This is a genomic window from Streptomyces sp. NPDC043746 (assembly GCF_056436485.1).
This window is the reverse complement of the sequence record NZ_JBWKCM010000001.1, coordinates 144,499-159,494: the sequence shown is the minus strand read 5'-3', so window position 1 is coordinate 159,494 and position 14,996 is coordinate 144,499. Positions and strand designations below refer to the sequence as shown.

Sequence of the window (14,996 nt, the reverse complement as noted above, 5' to 3'; positions counted from 1 at the left end):
GCACACCGTGACCGACGCACACACCACCGGCACCCACGGCAGCGGGCCGTTCATCGCGGCCATCGACCAGGGCACCACCTCCAGCCGCTGCATCGTCTTCGACAAGGACGGCCGGATCGTCTCGGTCGACCAGAAGGAGCACGAGCAGATCTTCCCCAAGCCGGGCTGGGTCGAGCACGACGCCACCGAGATCTGGGAGAACGTGCAGGAGGTCGTCGCCGGGGCCATCGTCAAGGCCGGCATCACCTCCGCCGACGTCAAGGCGATCGGCATCACCAACCAGCGCGAGACCACCCTGCTCTGGGACAAGAACACCGGTGAGCCGGTGCACAACGCGCTGGTCTGGCAGGACACCCGCACCGACGCGCTCTGCAAGGAGCTGGGCCGCAACGTCGGCCAGGACCGCTTCCGCCGCGAGACCGGGCTGCCGCTCGCCTCGTACTTCGCCGGGCCCAAGGTCCGCTGGCTGCTCGACAACGTCGAGGGGCTGCGCGAGCGCGCCGAGGCCGGCGACATCCTCTTCGGCACCATGGACTCCTGGGTCATCTGGAACCTGACCGGCGGCACCGACGGCGGCGTCCACGTCACCGACGTCACCAACGCCTCGCGCACCCTCCTGATGAACCTGCACACGATGGCGTGGGACGAGAAGATCCTGCACTCCATCGGCATCCCGGCCGCGGTCCTCCCCGAGATCCGCTCCTCCTCCGAGGTGTACGGCAACGCCAAGGGCGGCATCCTCGACGGCGTGCCCGTCGCCTCCGCGCTCGGCGACCAGCAGGCGGCCCTGTTCGGCCAGACCTGCTTCGCCGAGGGCGAGGCCAAGTCCACCTACGGCACCGGCACCTTCATGCTGATGAACACCGGTGGCACCCCGGTGAACTCGTACAACGGGCTGCTCACCACCGTCGGTTACCAGATCGGTGACAAGCCCCCGGTGTACGCCCTGGAGGGCTCCATCGCGGTCACCGGTTCGCTGGTGCAGTGGATGCGCGACCAGATGGGCCTGATCAAGTCGGCCGCCGAGATCGAGACGCTGGCCTCCTCGGTCGAGGACAACGGCGGCGCCTACTTCGTGCCCGCCTTCTCCGGACTGTTCGCCCCCTACTGGCGTCCCGACGCCCGGGGCGTGATCGCCGGTCTCACCCGCTACGTCACCAAGGCGCACATCGCCCGTGCCGTCCTGGAGGCCACCGCCTGGCAGACCCGCGAGATCAGCGACGCCATGACGAAGGACTCCGGCGTCGAGCTGGCCGCGCTCAAGGTCGACGGCGGCATGACGTCCAACAACCTGCTGATGCAGACGCTCGCCGACTTCCTGGACGCACCGGTGGTGCGCCCCATGGTCGCCGAGACCACCTGCCTCGGCGCGGCCTACGCCGCCGGCCTGGCCGTCGGCTTCTGGCCGGACACCGACGCGCTGCGCGCCAACTGGCGCCGGGCCGCCGAGTGGACCCCCCGCATGGACGCGGACACCCGTGCCCGCGAGTACAAGAGCTGGCTCAAGGCCGTCGAACGGACCATGGGCTGGATCGAGGACGAAGAAAGCTGACGAGGAGCATTCCATGACCACCCTGCAGAGCGTTCCCGCCCTCGGAACGCACCCGGCCTCCGGTTCCCTGCCGAGCCGCGCCGAAACCCGGGAGCAGCTGTCCCGGGCGACGTACGACCTCCTGGTCATCGGCGGCGGCATCCTGGGCATCTCCACCGCCTGGCATGCCGCGCAGTCCGGGCTGCGGGTGGCTCTGGTGGACGCCGGTGACTTCGCCGGCGCCACCTCCTCCGCCTCCTCCAAGCTGCTCCACGGCGGTCTGCGCTACCTCCAGACCGGCGCGGTCAAGCTGGTCGCGGAGAACCACTTCGAGCGCCGCGCGGTCTCCCGCGAGGTGGCCCCGCACCTGGCCAACCCGCTCACCTTCTACCTGCCGGTCTACAAGGGCGGCCCGCACGGCGCGGCCAAGCTCGGCGCGGGCGTCTTCGCCTACTCCGCGCTCTCCGCCTTCGGCGACGGCGTCGGCCACGTGATCTCCCCGGCCAAGGCGCAGCGCGACGTGCCCGAGCTGCGCACCGACAACCTGAAGGCCGTCGCGGTCTACGGCGACGACCAGATGAACGACGCCCGCATGGCGCTGATGACGGTCCGCGCGGCCGTCGACGCGGGCGCGGTCGTCCTCAACCACGCGGCCGTCACGGGCCTGCGCTTCACCCGGGGCCGGGTCACGGGCGCCGAGCTGAAGGACGGCGTGGACGGTACGGAGTTCGGCGTCACCGCCCGCCTCGTGCTGAACGCGACCGGCCCGTGGGTCGACCACCTGCGGAAGATGGAGGACCCGAACGCGGCCCCCTCCATCCGCCTCTCCAAGGGCGCCCACCTGGTCCTCAAGCGCACCCGGCCGTGGCGGGCGGCGCTGGCCACCCCGATCGACAAGTACCGCATCACCTTCGCGCTGCCGTGGGAGGACATGCTGCTCCTCGGCACCACGGACGAGGAGTACGAGGGGGACCCGGCGGACGTCTCGGTGACCGAGGCCGACACCGCGCAGATCCTCGACGAGGCGGCGTTCTCGATCAAGGACCAGCAGCTCTCGCGCGACCTGATCACCTACTCCTTCGCCGGTCTGCGCGTGCTGCCCGGCGGTCCGGGCGACACGTCCAAGGCCAAGCGCGAGACGGTCGTCACCGAGGGCCGCGGCGGGATGCTGTCGGTCGCCGGCGGCAAGTGGACGACCTTCCGCCACATCGGCCGTACGGTGATGAACAAGCTGGCCGCCCTGCCGGGGCACCCGCTGGCCGAGGACATGGAGCCGATGAACCGGCTGCCGCGGAAGCTGCCGCTCCCCGGCATCGCCAACCCGAACGCGGTCGCCCACCGGCTGCTCGTCGACGGTCCGGCCCCCGGCCCGCGCATGGCGCCCGACACCGCCCGGCACCTGGCCACGCACTACGGCTCGCTCGCCTTCGACATCGCGCGGCTGGCGAACGAGAACCCGGAGCTGGCCGAGCGCGTCCACCCGGACGCCCCGGAGATCTGGGCCCAGGTCGCCTACGCCCGCGACCACGAGTGGGCCCAGACGGCGGACGACGTACTGCGCCGCCGGACCACGCTGACCATCCGGGGCCTGGCGACGGACGACGTCCGCGACGGCGTCGAGAAGCTGCTGGCCGACCGGGACTGAGTCTCCCCACGGGGCACGGCGGACGGGGCGGCTTCCACGCGGGAGCCGCCCCCTCCTCGTACACGCGCCTCCCCGTCCGGCAGTGAGGGAGGGCAGGGCCGATGCACTGTTCGGCCCGATGATCCACTCCTGCTGGCGAGGTTCACCCGGCCGTGCAAACGGGCTGCGGTCCCCGGGGCCCGAAGCCGTAAGGTTGCTCCGTACGTATGGAGTCAGCGGAAGGAGGCCCGGGTGATCGAGCTCGAGTCGGTACCCGAGCTGGTCGACCCGGTCATGGTGGCCGCGTTCGAAGGCTGGAACGACGCCGGTGACGCCGCCTCCACAGCGGTCGGCCATCTGGACCGGGAGTGGAAGGGCGAGGTGTTCGCGGCGCTGGACGCCGAGGACTACTACGACTTCCAGGTCAACCGGCCCACGGTGTGGCTGGAGAACGGGGTGCGCAAGGTCACCTGGCCGACGACCCGGCTGTCGGTGGTGCGCGTCGGCGGGGAGAAGCCCCGGGACCTGGTCCTGGTGCGCGGGATCGAACCGTCGATGCGCTGGCGCTCGTTCTGCAACGAGATCCTGGGCTTCGCCCATGAGCTGGGCGTCGAAATGGTCGTCATCCTGGGCGCGTTGCTCGGGGACACCCCGCACACCCGGCCGGTCCCGGTGAGCGGGGTCACCTCGGATCCGGACCTGGCGCGGACGATGCAGCTGGAGGAGACCCGGTACGAGGGCCCGACGGGCATCGTCGGCATCCTCCAGGAGGCGTGCACCCATGCCGGGGTGCCCGCGGTGAGCCTGTGGGCGGCGGTGCCGCACTACGTGTCGCAGCCGCCGAACCCGAAGGCGACGCTGGCCCTGCTCAACCGGCTGGAGGACCTGATCGGGCTGCGCATCCCGCTGGGCGAGCTGCCCGAGGACGCGCGGGCCTGGCAGCTCGGCGTGGACCAGCTGGCCGCCGAGGACAGCGAGGTCGCGGAGTACGTCCAGACGCTGGAGGAAGCACGGGACACCGCGGAGCTGCCCGAGGCGTCCGGCGAGGCCATCGCCCGGGAGTTCGAGCGGTATCTGCGGCGCCGTGACGGTGGGCCGGGGCCGGGCGGCCACGCGACGGAGAGCGGGGACACGACCTATCTGCGGGACCCGTCGAGCAGCCGCACCCGCCCGCCGAAGCCGCCACGCACGGACGGGGGGCCGGGCCAGGGCAGGAAGCCCGAGGAGCGCCCCGAGGACAGGGGCCCTGACGAGGCGTCCGGGGAGAGCTCCGGCGGGGAGTGAGTGAGCACAGCGTGCCGTGAAGGTCCGGGCGTCGTACGGGAGTTCCTGCCGTACGACGCCCCTTCCGTGGGATCGGGCCGGGCTCGGGCGCCCCGGGGCGGGGAGCGGACAAGGGCCGGCCCCGGGCTTCTCCGCGAAGTCCGGGGCCGGTCCGATGGGTTGGGGCGGGGCGGCGGCGGGCCGCCCTCCGTCCTACAGGGCGACCCCCAGCAGGGCGTCGACGGTACGGGAGACGAGGCCGGGTGCCCCCTCGTCCGTACCGCCCTCCGCGCTCTGGAGTTCGGCCCAGCGGTCCACGGCGGCGAGCGCGGTGGGGGTGTCCAGATCGTCGGCGAGGGCCTCGCGGACCTCCTCCACCAGGGCGTCGGCCGACCGGCCGTCGGGGCGGGAGACCGCGGCGCGCCAGCGGGCGAGGCGCTCGACGGCGTCGGTGAGGACCTGGTCGGTCCACTCCCAGTCGGCGCGGTAGTGGTGGGAGAGCAGGGCGAGGCGGATGGCCGCCGGGTCCACGCCCTCGCGGCGCAGGGTGGAGACGAAGACGAGGTTGCCGCGGGACTTGGACATCTTCTCGCCGTCGAGGCCGACCATGCCGGCGTGGACGTAGGCCTTGGCGAACGGGTGCTCGCCGGTCAGTGCCTGGGCGTGCGAGGCGCCCATCTCGTGGTGCGGGAAGACCAGGTCGGATCCGCCGCCCTGGATGTCGAAGCCCATACCGAGGTGGTCCAGCGCGATGGCGACGCACTCGATGTGCCACCCGGGGCGGCCTTCGCCCAGGGAGGCCCCGTCCCAGCTCGGCTCGCCCGGGCGGGCGGCCATCCAGAGCATCGGGTCCAGGGGGTTCTTCTTGCCGGGGCGCTCGGGGTCGCCGCCGCGCTCGGCGGAGAGCAGCCGCATCGCCGCCGCGTCGAGGCCGGAGACCTCGCCGAAGTGCGGGTCGGCGTCGACGGAGAAGTAGACGTCGCCTTCGAGGTCGTAGGCGGCGCCCGCCTCCCTCAGCCGTTCGACGAGGGGCACGATGCCGGGTATGGCCTCGACGGCTCCGATGTAGTGGCGCGGGGGCAGCATCCGCAGGGCGGTCATGTCCTCGCGGAAGAGTGCCGTCTCGCGCTCCGCGAGCTCGGTCCAGTCCTGACCGTCGCGCACGGCCCGCTCCAGGAGGGGATCGTCCACGTCGGTCACGTTCTGGACGTAGTGGACCTGCCGCTTGGTGTCGAGCCACACGCGCTGAACGAGGTCGAACGCGTTGTAGGTCGCCGCATGACCCATGTGGGTCGCGTCGTACGGCGTGATGCCGCAGACGTAGATGCGGGCGACGGGACCGGGGTCAAGGGTGATCCGTCCGCCGGTCGCGGTGTCGTGGATCCGAAGGTCGCGGCCCTTGCCGGGCAGGGCGGGGACCTCAGAAGCGGGCCAGGCATGCATGTCATGAGCGTAACCGGACGATCCTTCCGGATACGAACCGGATCCGGAATCCTGTCCGAAGAGTCACTCCTGCGATAAACCTTCGAAAGACTGTACGGAAAAACCTTTCGCCCGCGCTCCGGTCCGCTCCCTACACGGGCGGCCAGGGAATCGGCGGCCACTGCCCGCTCGGCTCCGGGTGCGCCCTGGTGTCGAGCAGCCCCGCCACCCGCGCCCGCAGGGCGTCCAGTTCGGCGGGCGTGATGAGTTGCTCCATCCGGGTGGCCAGGGGCTCCCCCGCCGCCAGCTCCCCGGCGAGCAGGGTGAGCACCGCCAGCGCCTCCTCGGTGAGCGGTTCGCCGGCCCAGCCCCACAGGAGGGTGCGCAGCTTGTCGTCCGCGTTGAAGGTGACCCCGTGGTCGATGCCGTACAGCAGCCCGCCGGGGCCCGGCAGCAGATGGCCGCCCTTGCGGTCACCGTTGTTGATCACCGCGTCCAGCACCGCGAGCCGCCGCAGCCGGGGGTCGTCCGCGTGCACCAGCAGCGCGGTCTTCCCGTTCCCCACGTCCGCGTAGCCCACGGCCTTCCAGCCCTCGCCCGGCTCGTCGCCCTCGACGAGGGCCAGCAGCTCGGGCGTGTCCTCCTCGGGCCCGGGCCCGTCGATCCAGAGCTGGCACATGCCCTGCCCGTACGGGCCCTCCCGCAGCACGGTGGGCGGCACCAGGTCCCAGCCGGTCGCCCGGGAGATCTCGTACGCCGCGACCTCCCGCTGCGCCAGCGTCCCGTCGGGGAAGTCCCAGAGCGGCCGCTCGCCCGCGACCGGTTTGTAGGCGCAGGTGCGTTCCTCGCCCTCGTACGCGACGGAGCAGTGCAGCACCGCGTTGGACGCGCCTCCGACCTGCCCGAGGACGGTGAGCGTGCCCTCGGTGAGCAGGGCGGTCAGGTCGGTGTCCGTCAGGCTCCGCGACGGTATCCGTTCTGGCGCGGGCATACGTGTCCTTCCGGATCGAGCGGCAGGCTGCACAGCGGGCACGGCGGACGGCCGGCGTTGACGACGTCCAGGGCGCGCTTGGCGAACGCGCGGGCCTGGGCACCGCTGAGCCGGACGCGGAGCATGGGCGGGCCGTTCTCCTCGTCCTGGAGGAGCTTCTCCTCGGCCTCCGCGAGGTCGTCCTCGGAGTCCGCGTCCAGCTCGACGAGGGCCTGCGCCTCGACGATCATGCGCTGCTCGTCGCCGTCCCAGGCCAGGGCCATGGTGCCGACCCGGAACTCCTCCTCGACGGGGACGTCCAGGGGGGCGGTGTCGGTGACGTCGGTGGGGGCCACGGCGGGCACCGGCGAGTTGCCGCCGGTCCGCCGGACCACCTCGTCGAGCAGTTCGTCGATCCGCTCGGCCAGGGCGGCCACCTGGGTCTTCTCCAGGGCGACGCTGGTGACCCGGCCCTTGGAGGAGGCCTGGAGGAAAAACGTACGGCGGCCAGGCAACCCGACCGTACCGGCCACGAATCGGTCCGGTGGGTCGTAGAGGAACACCTGACGGGACACGTCCTGTCTCCCTTGAGAATCGATGGGCGGATAGCGGCGCTACGGCGCGTCCACCCTACTGCCCGCGGAGATCACGGCGCGCCCCCGCCGCCGCCGACCGCCGCGTCCGACGTGCCGTCACCCGCGGAGGTGGACACGGCGTCAGCTCCGGCGGGCTGTTCACGCGGTGCCAGGGGGGTGAGGTCGCCGGTGTCCCCGACGCGCAGGAGGAAGGGGCGCAGCCGCGTGTAGCGGATGGCGGTGACCGAGCAGGGGTCGACCTGGATGCGCTGGAAGAGGTCCAGGTGCATGCCGAGGGCGTCCGCGACGAGGGACTTGATGATGTCGCCGTGCGAGCACATGAGGTAGGTGGCGTCCTCGCCGTGCTCGGCGGTGACCCGGTCGTTCCAGTCGCGTACGGCGTCGACGGCGCGGGCCTGCATGGCGCGCATCGACTCGCCGCCGGGGAAGGCGGCGGCGGAGGGGTGCTGCTGGACGACGGACATCAGGGGCTCGTCGGACAGCTCGGCGAGCTTGCGCCCCGACCAGTCGCCGTAGTCGCACTCGCTGATGCGCTCCTCGGTGTGCACGGCCAGCCCGGGGCTGGCCTCCAGCAGTGGCTGGAGCGTCTGGCGGCAGCGCTCCAGGGGGCTGCTGACGACGACGGCGAGCCCGAGGGCGGCGAGTCGGGCGGGCAGGGCGGCGGCCTGTTCGGTGCCGCGCTCGTCGAGCAGGACCCCGGGGGTGCGGCCCGCGAGCACTCCGGCGGTGTTGGCGGTGGAGCGTCCGTGGCGTACGAGGATCAGCGTCGGCATACCGGCCAGGGTAGATGTCCCGTGACGCCGGGTGCGAGAGAGGAGCCACGGGGAAGGAGGCGACGGTGGACGGGCCCCGCCGTCCGCCTTGTACGTTGTGGTCCCTGACCTCCCGAGGATGCCGAATGATCGTGGACTGTGCCATCTACCAGGACGGCCGCCGGACCGAGGGACCCGGCGACTTCTCCGAGGCCCTCGCGCGGGCGCGGAGGTCCGGTGACGCCTTCCTCTGGATCGGCCTGCACGAGCCGACCGAGGAGGAGTTCGGGCGGGTGAGCCAGGAGTTCGGGCTGCACCCGCTCGCGGTGGAGGACGCGCTCCGCGCCCACCAGCGGCCCAAGCTGGAGGTGTACGACGACTCCCTGTTCGCGGTGTTGAAGCCGGTGGTCTACGAGCCGGACGACGACACGGTGGGCGCCGACGAGCTGATGGTCTTCATCGGTGACTCGTTCGTGGTGACGGTCCGGCACGGGGAGAGCGCCCCGCTCTCGGATGTCCGCAGCCGTCTGGAAGCGGAGCCGGAGATCCTGGCACACGGGCCGACGGCGGTGCTGTACGCGATCAGCGACGCGGTGGTGGACCACTACATCGACGTGGCCGGGGAGCTCCAGGTGGACCTGGAGGAGCTGGAGACCGAGGTCTTCGCCCCGAGCGGCAGCGGTGGTTCCTCGAACACGGCGGCGAGCATCTACACGTTCAAGCGGCAGGTGCTGGAGTTCCGCCGGGCCACCGGGCCGCTGACGGCGCCGATGACCCGGCTGGCGGGGGCCGGGGTGCCGTTCGTGCACCAGGAGGCGCAGCCGTTCTTCCGTGACGTCGCCGACCATCTGGCCCGGGTCAACGAGCAGGTGGAGGGGTTGGACCGGCTGCTGTCGGACATCCTCTCGGCCCACCTCGCGCAGATGGGGGTGCGGCAGAACGACGACATGCGGAAGATCTCGGCGTGGGCGGCGATGGCCGCCGTCCCGACCATGGTGGCGGGTATCTACGGCATGAACTTCGACCACATGCCGGAGCTGCACTGGGCGTGGACGTATCCGGTGGTCATCCTGTGCATGACCGGGGCGGTGCTGGGCCTGCACCGCCTGTTCAAGCGGCGCGGCTGGCTCTGACCCCCCGTACGGAGTCCCGGAGTCCCGGAGTCCCCAAGTCCCTACCGGCTCACGCGAACTCCGGTTCCGGCACCGCCCGGCCGCCCAGGGCGTCGCGGCGCTCGGGCATCTCCAGGCTCACCATGCGCCGCCAGCCGCCGAGGCGCTCGTACGCGTACACGGCGTGGATCCCGGCCGCCAGCGCGAGGGCCTTGGGGCGCGGCCATCCCAGCAGCCGCCCCATGTGGTCCATCACCGCGAGGCTGACGTCGCGGTAGACCCTGATCTCCGCCAGGGCGCACTCGCGCATGGTCCGCTGGATGGTGCGGCCGTGGCCCTCCCGGGCGAGCCGCAGCAGCTCCTCGTGGCAGTAGGCGAGGTGGTTGTCCTCGTCGTCGGAGATCATCCGCACCGCGCGCCCGATGTCGGGGTGGTCGCGGAAGTGCCGGCGCAGCAGCCGCATCTGTTCCGACGCGCGCTGTTCGGTGATCCGGCTGTGGGCCAGATAGGTGATGATGTCGCGCTCGGTGAGCCGCTCCTCGCCGCGCAGCCGGGAGTGGGCGAGACCGATGCCCTGCTGCTCCAGGAGCATCGTGTAGTCGGTCTCCGGCGGGACGTCGGCCGGTCGCAGCCCGCGCTTTTTCAGAAGGGCCCTGAAGATCCGGCCGTGCTTGTCCTCGTCGGCGCCGTGCCGGACGATCCGGGGCGCCAGGGAGCGGCGGCTCTCCGGGACCAGCGCGGCGATGCGGGCGTTCTCCCAGCCGCCCTGGGACTCCCCGCTGGCGGCGATGGAGCAGAAGAGCCGGTAGGCCTCGTCGTCGTCCAGGATCTCCTGGAACAGGCCGCGGGCTGAGAGCATGAGCGCCACCTCCGTGCCGGAGCCCGCGGAGTCGGCGCCGCGGGCAGTCGTGCGCAGAGCAGCAGTCAAAGGCGCCGGGGCCCGGTCGGCAACCGGAGCAAGGGAGGAGGGGGCGAGGGGCCCGGCGTAACCCCGGGACGTGCGGCGCGTTGTTCCCGGTGACGGCCGTGGCGGGGAAGACCCCCGAGCCCCCACCACGGCCGTAGTGCTGCCCAAAGGTGCTACGCGAGCCCGGAGCGCTCCAGGGCGTCGGTCCCGGCGCGCAGGGCGGTGAGCCGCTCCTCCAGGGTGAAGCCGGCGGGGGCGAGGTTGAGCGTGGTGACCCCGGCCGCCGCGTACGCCTGCATCCGCTCCGCGATACGCTCGACGGGGCCGAGCAGCGCGGTCTGGTCGATCAGCCGGTGCGGCACGGCGGCCGCCGCCCCGGCCTTGTCGCCGTCCAGGTACTTGTCCTGGATCTCGGCGGCCTCCTTCTCGTACCCCATGCGCTGGGCGAGCTGGTTGTAGAAGTTCTGCTTCCGGCTGCCCATCCCGCCGACGTACAGGGCGGTGTACGGGCGGAACATGTCCGCGAGGCCCTGGACGTCGTCACCGACGGCGAGCGGGAGCGTCGGGGAGACGTCGAAGCCCTCCATCGTCTTCCCGGCCTTCTCCCGGCCCGCGCGCAGATGGCTGATCGCGGTCTCCTCCAGGTGGTCGGCGGAGGGGAAGATCAGCAGGGCGCCGTCGGCGATCTCGCCGGTCTGCTCCAGGTTCTTCGGGCCGATCGCGGCGATGTAGAGCGGGATGTGCTCGCGCTCCGGGTGAACGGTGAGCTTGATCGGCTTGCCGGGGCCGCCGGGCAGCGGGAGCGTCCAGTGCTCGCCCTCGTACGAGAGCCGCTCGCGGGTCATCGCCCGGCGGACGATCTCGACGTACTCGCGGGTGCGGGCCAGCGGCTTGTCGAACTTGACGCCGTACCAGCCCTCGGATACCTGCGGGCCCGAGACACCGAGGCCGAGCCGGAACCGGCCGCCGGAGAGCGAGTCCAGGGTGGCGGCGGTCATCGCCGTCATGGCGGGCTGGCGGGCCGGGATCTGCATGATCGCGGAGCCCACGTCGATGGATTCGGTCTGGGCCGCGACCCAGGTCAGGACGGTCGGTGCGTCGGAGCCGTAGGCCTCGGCGGCCCAGCAGACGTCGTAGCCGAGCCGGTCGGCCTCCTGGGCGACGGCGAGGTTGTCGCCGTCCATGCCGGCGCCCCAGTAACCGAGATTGATGCCGAGCCGCATAGCCGCTCCCCTTACTGATCAGTAACGTCCCGTTCCGGGGACTCTAGCGCGGGTGGCGGTGATCCGGCAGGCCCACGCGACCTCCCGTTGTCCACAGGCTTCCACCCGGTGGGGCCATGGCCAGTAATCTCGCGCCCATGGAGCAGAGGCATCTCGGCCGCACCGGCCTACGCGTGTCCCGGATCGGGCTCGGCACCCTCACCTGGGGCCGGGACACGGACGAGCACGACGCCGCCGACCAGCTCAAGGCCTTCTGGGACGCGGGCGGCACCCTGGTGGACACCGCCGATGTGTACGGGGGCGGAGAGGCCGAACTCATGCTCGGGCACCTCCTGGACGGCCTCGTGCCACGGCAGGATCTGGTCATCGCCACGAAGGCGGGCAACGCCCCCGACCCGTACCGCAGGGTCAACGGCTCGCGCGGGCATCTGCTGGCCGCCCTGGACGCCTCGCTGGAGCGGCTCGGCACGGACTACGTGGACCTGTGGCAGGTCCACGCCTTCGACCCGCAGACCCCGCTGGAGGAGACGCTCCAGGCGGTGGACCTGGCCGTCTCCTCGGGCCGGGTCCGCTACGCAGGCGTGTCGAACTTCTGCGGCTGGCAGCTGGCCAAGGCCGCCACCTGGCAGCTCGCCGCGCCCGGGGTGCGCTCCCGGCTGGCCAGCACGCAGATGGAGTACTCGCTGCTCCAGCGGGGCATCGAGCGGGAGGTGCTGCCCGCCGCGCTGGACCTCGGGATCGGGGTGCTGCCGTCCTCGCCGCTGGGGCGCGGGGTGCTGACCGGCAAGTACCGCCAAGGGACCCCGTCCGACTCCCGGGGCGCCTCCGAGCTGCTGGCCCCCTTCGTCGAGCCCTATCTCGACGACGCGGCGGCCCGGATCACCGACGCGGTGGCGACGGCGGCGGACGGGCTGGCGACGAGCCCGCTGCACGTGGCGCTGGCCTGGGTGCGGGACCGCCCCGGGGTGGCCGCCCCGGTCGTCGGCGCGCGCAACGCCGCGCAGCTCACGGAGGCGCTGTCAGTGGAGGCGCTTACTCTTCCCTACGAGATCTGCCAGGCGCTCGACGATGTGTCGGCGCCCGTGCACCGCTATCCCGACCAGGACTGGAGCACGCTGTGACTGCGCTTCCCGGGGAGACCCCCGGCACCGCCGGCACGGACACACCGCGGGGCGACGCGCCCACGGAGGCCACCGACGCCGAGGCCCCCGCGCACACCGGAGCGCCCGACGCCACCGGAGCCGGAGCCGAGTCCACGGAGGCCGGGGCTTGCGCCGATGAGACCGGTGAGGTCGCGGTGGCTTCCGCCGATGAGGCCGCGGAGTCCGGTGGGGCCACCGAGGGCGCCGGCGACACCGCCGGCGCTTCCGCCGACGGGGAAGGGGACCCCGCCGCGCCCGTGCTCTCCGAGGCGCAGGCCGAGCTGGCCGCCCAGCGGGAGCTGCGCGAGCGGATCGCGCAGCGCAAGGCGGCCAAGGACGGCCCCGTCGCCGCCGGTACGAAGCTGAGCGGCACCGCGGCCGACCTGCTGGCGGCCGTCCGGGCCGTGGAGAGCGGTGAGAAGGCGGGCACCGAGTTCTTCGACTCGCACCTCGGCACGCCCACGCCCCGCCGCGCCGCCCCGGCCCCCGCCGCACCGCCCCGACGTCCCGATCCGGCCGCAGCCCCCGTCGAGCGGCCCGCCGCCTCCCCCGAGGCCGTGGACGCGGTGCGGGCGGTCCTCACCGAGGGCGGGGCCCCCGAGGCGCTGGCCCGCCCGGCCACCGGGGTGCTGGGTGAACAGGCCGCCGAGCTGCTGCGCGCCGACCCCTGGCAGCTGCTGGCCGTCCCCGGCGTCCGGCCCGAGCAGGCGGACGCCTTCGCCCGGGCCCTGCTCGGCGCCGGCTGCGGCCCGGACGACGAGCGCCGCACGGCCGCCCTGGTCGGCTGGGTGCTGGAGCGCGCCGCCCTCCGGGGGCACACCGCGCTGGACGCGGATGCCGTCCGGGCTGCGCTCGCCGAGCGGTCGGTGCGCGATCCCGACCAGGCCGTACGCCACGCCGTGGAGGAGGGGGTGGCCCTGGTCTTCCAGGAGGGCGCGGAGGCCGGGTCCGACGGAGACGAGGACGCGGAGGCCGAGGCCCCGGCGGAAGGGGACGCCCCCAGGGGCGAGGAGGCAAACGCCCCGGAGCCGGTCCAGGTGCTGCTGGGCCTGGACCGCTACGCGCTGGCCGAGGAGAGCCTCGCCGACGGCCTGGCCCGCCTGCTGAACACCTGCGAGAAGGGCGCCGACTGGGCGGAGGCCGCCGCTGCCGCGCCCTCCCCCTCCGCCGCCGAGCTGATCCGCACGGCGGCCACCGCCGGGCTCGTCGTCCACAGCGGCGGCGAGGCGGCCCGGGCCGAGCCCGCCGCCCTGATCGCCGCGGCGCGGGGCCTGGGGCTGCGGGCCCTGGGCGCCGCCCACAGCGAGGACGGCCGCCGCAGACTGGCACAGGCGGTCGGCGCCCCGGAGGCGGCGGTCACCCTGGCCGGACTGCTCTCCGGTGCCGAGGGCCCCGGCCGGGACGAGGAGGGGGCGCTCGCCCTGGACCTGCTGGTGGTGCTGGACGCCCCGCAGCTGGACGTCGAGGGCGCGGCCGTTCTCGTCGAGGCGCTGGCGGACGGGGCCCGGCTGGTGCTGAGCGGCGACCCCGGAGTGCTGGGTTCGGCGGGGGCCGGGCGGGTCTTCGCCGATGTGCTGGCCGCGCGGGCGTGCCCGCAGGTCGTCTCCCGTACTCCGGACGCCGGGCCCATCGGGGAGCTGGTCTCCGGGATCGGCATCGGGGAGCTGAACCAGGTGGCGGCCCCGGGCAAGGAGGTCGTGATCGTCCCCGTCCGGGACGCGGGCGAGGCGGTCCACCGCACGGTGCAGCTCGTCGCGGACTCGGTGCCCCGGGCCTTCTCGATCCCCGCCGCCGACACCCAGGTCATCACGGTCGGCCTCGGCGGCGCGGCCGGGACCCGGGCGCTCAACGAGGCCCTGAAGCAGCGGCTCAACCCCGGCCCCGGCCGGTTCGGCGGGTTCGACCCGGGCGACCGGGTGGTCCATGTCCCCGCGCCCGGCCGCGCGGTGCCCGGGGTGGTGCGCTCGGCCGACGCCGAGGGGCTGCACCTGGACTGCGACGGCGTCCCCGTCGTCGTACCGCAGGACCGGGTGGAAGCGGCGGTGCGGCACGGCTGGGCGCTCAGTGCCCACCAGGCGGCCGGGATGCGCTGGCCCGCCGCGGTGGTGGTGCTGCCGGGCGACGCGGCGGCGGGGCTGAGCCGACCCTGGGTCTACACCGCGTTCGGCCGGGGCGAGCGGCATCTGTCCGTGGTGCAGGGCGTGGACCAGGCTCTCCCGCACGCGGTGGCGCAGGTCCCGGCCCGGGAGCGCACGACCCGGCTCCGCCCGCTGCTGGAGGCGCTCCCGACGCCCGACGCGGCTTCCTGAGGGCGTCGGGCGGACATGGCTGTGGGGGGGGGGGGGGGGGGCGCCGGGGGGGGGGAGGGGGGGGGGGGGGGGGGGGGGGGGGTGTGGGGGGGGGGGGGGGGGGTGGTGATCGCTCTGGTCTCCAACGGCCTCAACGACGCGCTGA

The 14,996-nt window shown here is 73.3% G+C and carries 12 protein-coding genes; 6 read left to right on the top strand and 6 right to left on the bottom strand.

The window, feature by feature from the left end:
* The first annotated feature begins 7 nt into the window (after positions 1–7).
* From glpK to AC0682_RS00760, 3 genes are all read left to right on the top strand, one after another.
* A complete protein-coding gene (gene glpK / locus AC0682_RS00770; protein ID WP_254812918.1) occupies positions 8–1,552 on the top strand; it encodes a glycerol kinase GlpK in 1,545 nt (514 codons plus the stop codon).
* Between the two features lie 13 nt (positions 1,553–1,565).
* Positions 1,566–3,176, top strand: coding sequence for a glycerol-3-phosphate dehydrogenase/oxidase (locus tag AC0682_RS00765; protein ID WP_478530304.1), 1,611 nt, complete (start codon positions 1,566–1,568; stop codon positions 3,174–3,176).
* A gap of 231 nt (positions 3,177–3,407) precedes the next feature.
* Positions 3,408–4,439: a PAC2 family protein gene (locus AC0682_RS00760; RefSeq protein ID WP_478530302.1), complete on the top strand. Its 1,032-nt coding sequence runs from the start codon at positions 3,408–3,410 to the stop codon at positions 4,437–4,439.
* 192 nt (positions 4,440–4,631) lie between these two features.
* Here the strand turns inward: AC0682_RS00760 and mshC are convergent, their stop codons facing one another.
* From mshC to AC0682_RS00740, 4 genes are all read right to left on the bottom strand, one after another.
* A complete protein-coding gene (gene mshC, locus AC0682_RS00755) occupies positions 4,632–5,861 on the bottom strand; it encodes a cysteine--1-D-myo-inosityl 2-amino-2-deoxy-alpha-D-glucopyranoside ligase (protein WP_254812915.1) in 1,230 nt (409 codons plus the stop codon).
* A gap of 130 nt (positions 5,862–5,991) precedes the next feature.
* Positions 5,992–6,831: an SCO1664 family protein gene (locus AC0682_RS00750; protein ID WP_478530300.1), complete on the bottom strand. Its 840-nt coding sequence runs from the start codon at positions 6,829–6,831 to the stop codon at positions 5,992–5,994.
* Positions 6,795–7,385 carry a DUF3090 domain-containing protein gene (locus tag AC0682_RS00745; RefSeq protein WP_018515374.1) on the bottom strand — a complete coding sequence of 197 codons (591 nt, stop codon included), beginning with the start codon at positions 7,383–7,385 and terminating at the stop codon, positions 6,795–6,797. Before AC0682_RS00745 ends, AC0682_RS00750 begins: the two co-directional genes overlap by 37 nt.
* Before the next feature lie 71 nt (positions 7,386–7,456).
* A complete protein-coding gene (locus AC0682_RS00740; protein WP_254812913.1) occupies positions 7,457–8,179 on the bottom strand; it encodes a histidine phosphatase family protein in 723 nt (240 codons plus the stop codon).
* 125 nt (positions 8,180–8,304) lie between these two features.
* Here AC0682_RS00740 and corA point away from each other — a divergent pair, with 125 nt between their 5' ends.
* Positions 8,305–9,291: a magnesium/cobalt transporter CorA gene (gene corA, locus AC0682_RS00735; RefSeq protein WP_478530298.1), complete on the top strand. Its 987-nt coding sequence runs from the start codon at positions 8,305–8,307 to the stop codon at positions 9,289–9,291.
* Between the two features lie 49 nt (positions 9,292–9,340).
* On the opposite strand, the gene AC0682_RS00730 is transcribed toward corA, so the two are convergent.
* Together AC0682_RS00730 and AC0682_RS00725 are read right to left on the bottom strand one after the other, a co-directional pair.
* Positions 9,341–10,129 (bottom strand): ferritin-like domain-containing protein, encoded by a 789-nt coding sequence (locus AC0682_RS00730; RefSeq protein WP_478530296.1) that lies wholly within the window; start codon positions 10,127–10,129, stop codon positions 9,341–9,343.
* Positions 10,130–10,350: 221 nt separating this feature from the next.
* Entirely contained in the window at positions 10,351–11,400 is a 1,050-nt protein-coding gene (locus AC0682_RS00725; protein WP_254812910.1) for an LLM class F420-dependent oxidoreductase, read from the bottom strand.
* A gap of 137 nt (positions 11,401–11,537) precedes the next feature.
* On the opposite strand from AC0682_RS00725, the gene AC0682_RS00720 reads away from it, so the two are divergent.
* Both AC0682_RS00720 and AC0682_RS00715 read left to right on the top strand, forming a co-directional pair.
* Positions 11,538–12,521 carry an aldo/keto reductase gene (locus AC0682_RS00720; RefSeq protein WP_254812909.1) on the top strand — a complete coding sequence of 328 codons (984 nt, stop codon included), beginning with the start codon at positions 11,538–11,540 and terminating at the stop codon, positions 12,519–12,521.
* Positions 12,518–14,851 (top strand): helix-hairpin-helix domain-containing protein, encoded by a 2,334-nt coding sequence (locus AC0682_RS00715; RefSeq protein WP_478530293.1) that lies wholly within the window; start codon positions 12,518–12,520, stop codon positions 14,849–14,851. Before AC0682_RS00720 ends, AC0682_RS00715 begins: the two co-directional genes overlap by 4 nt.
* Positions 14,852–14,996 lie beyond the last annotated feature (145 nt).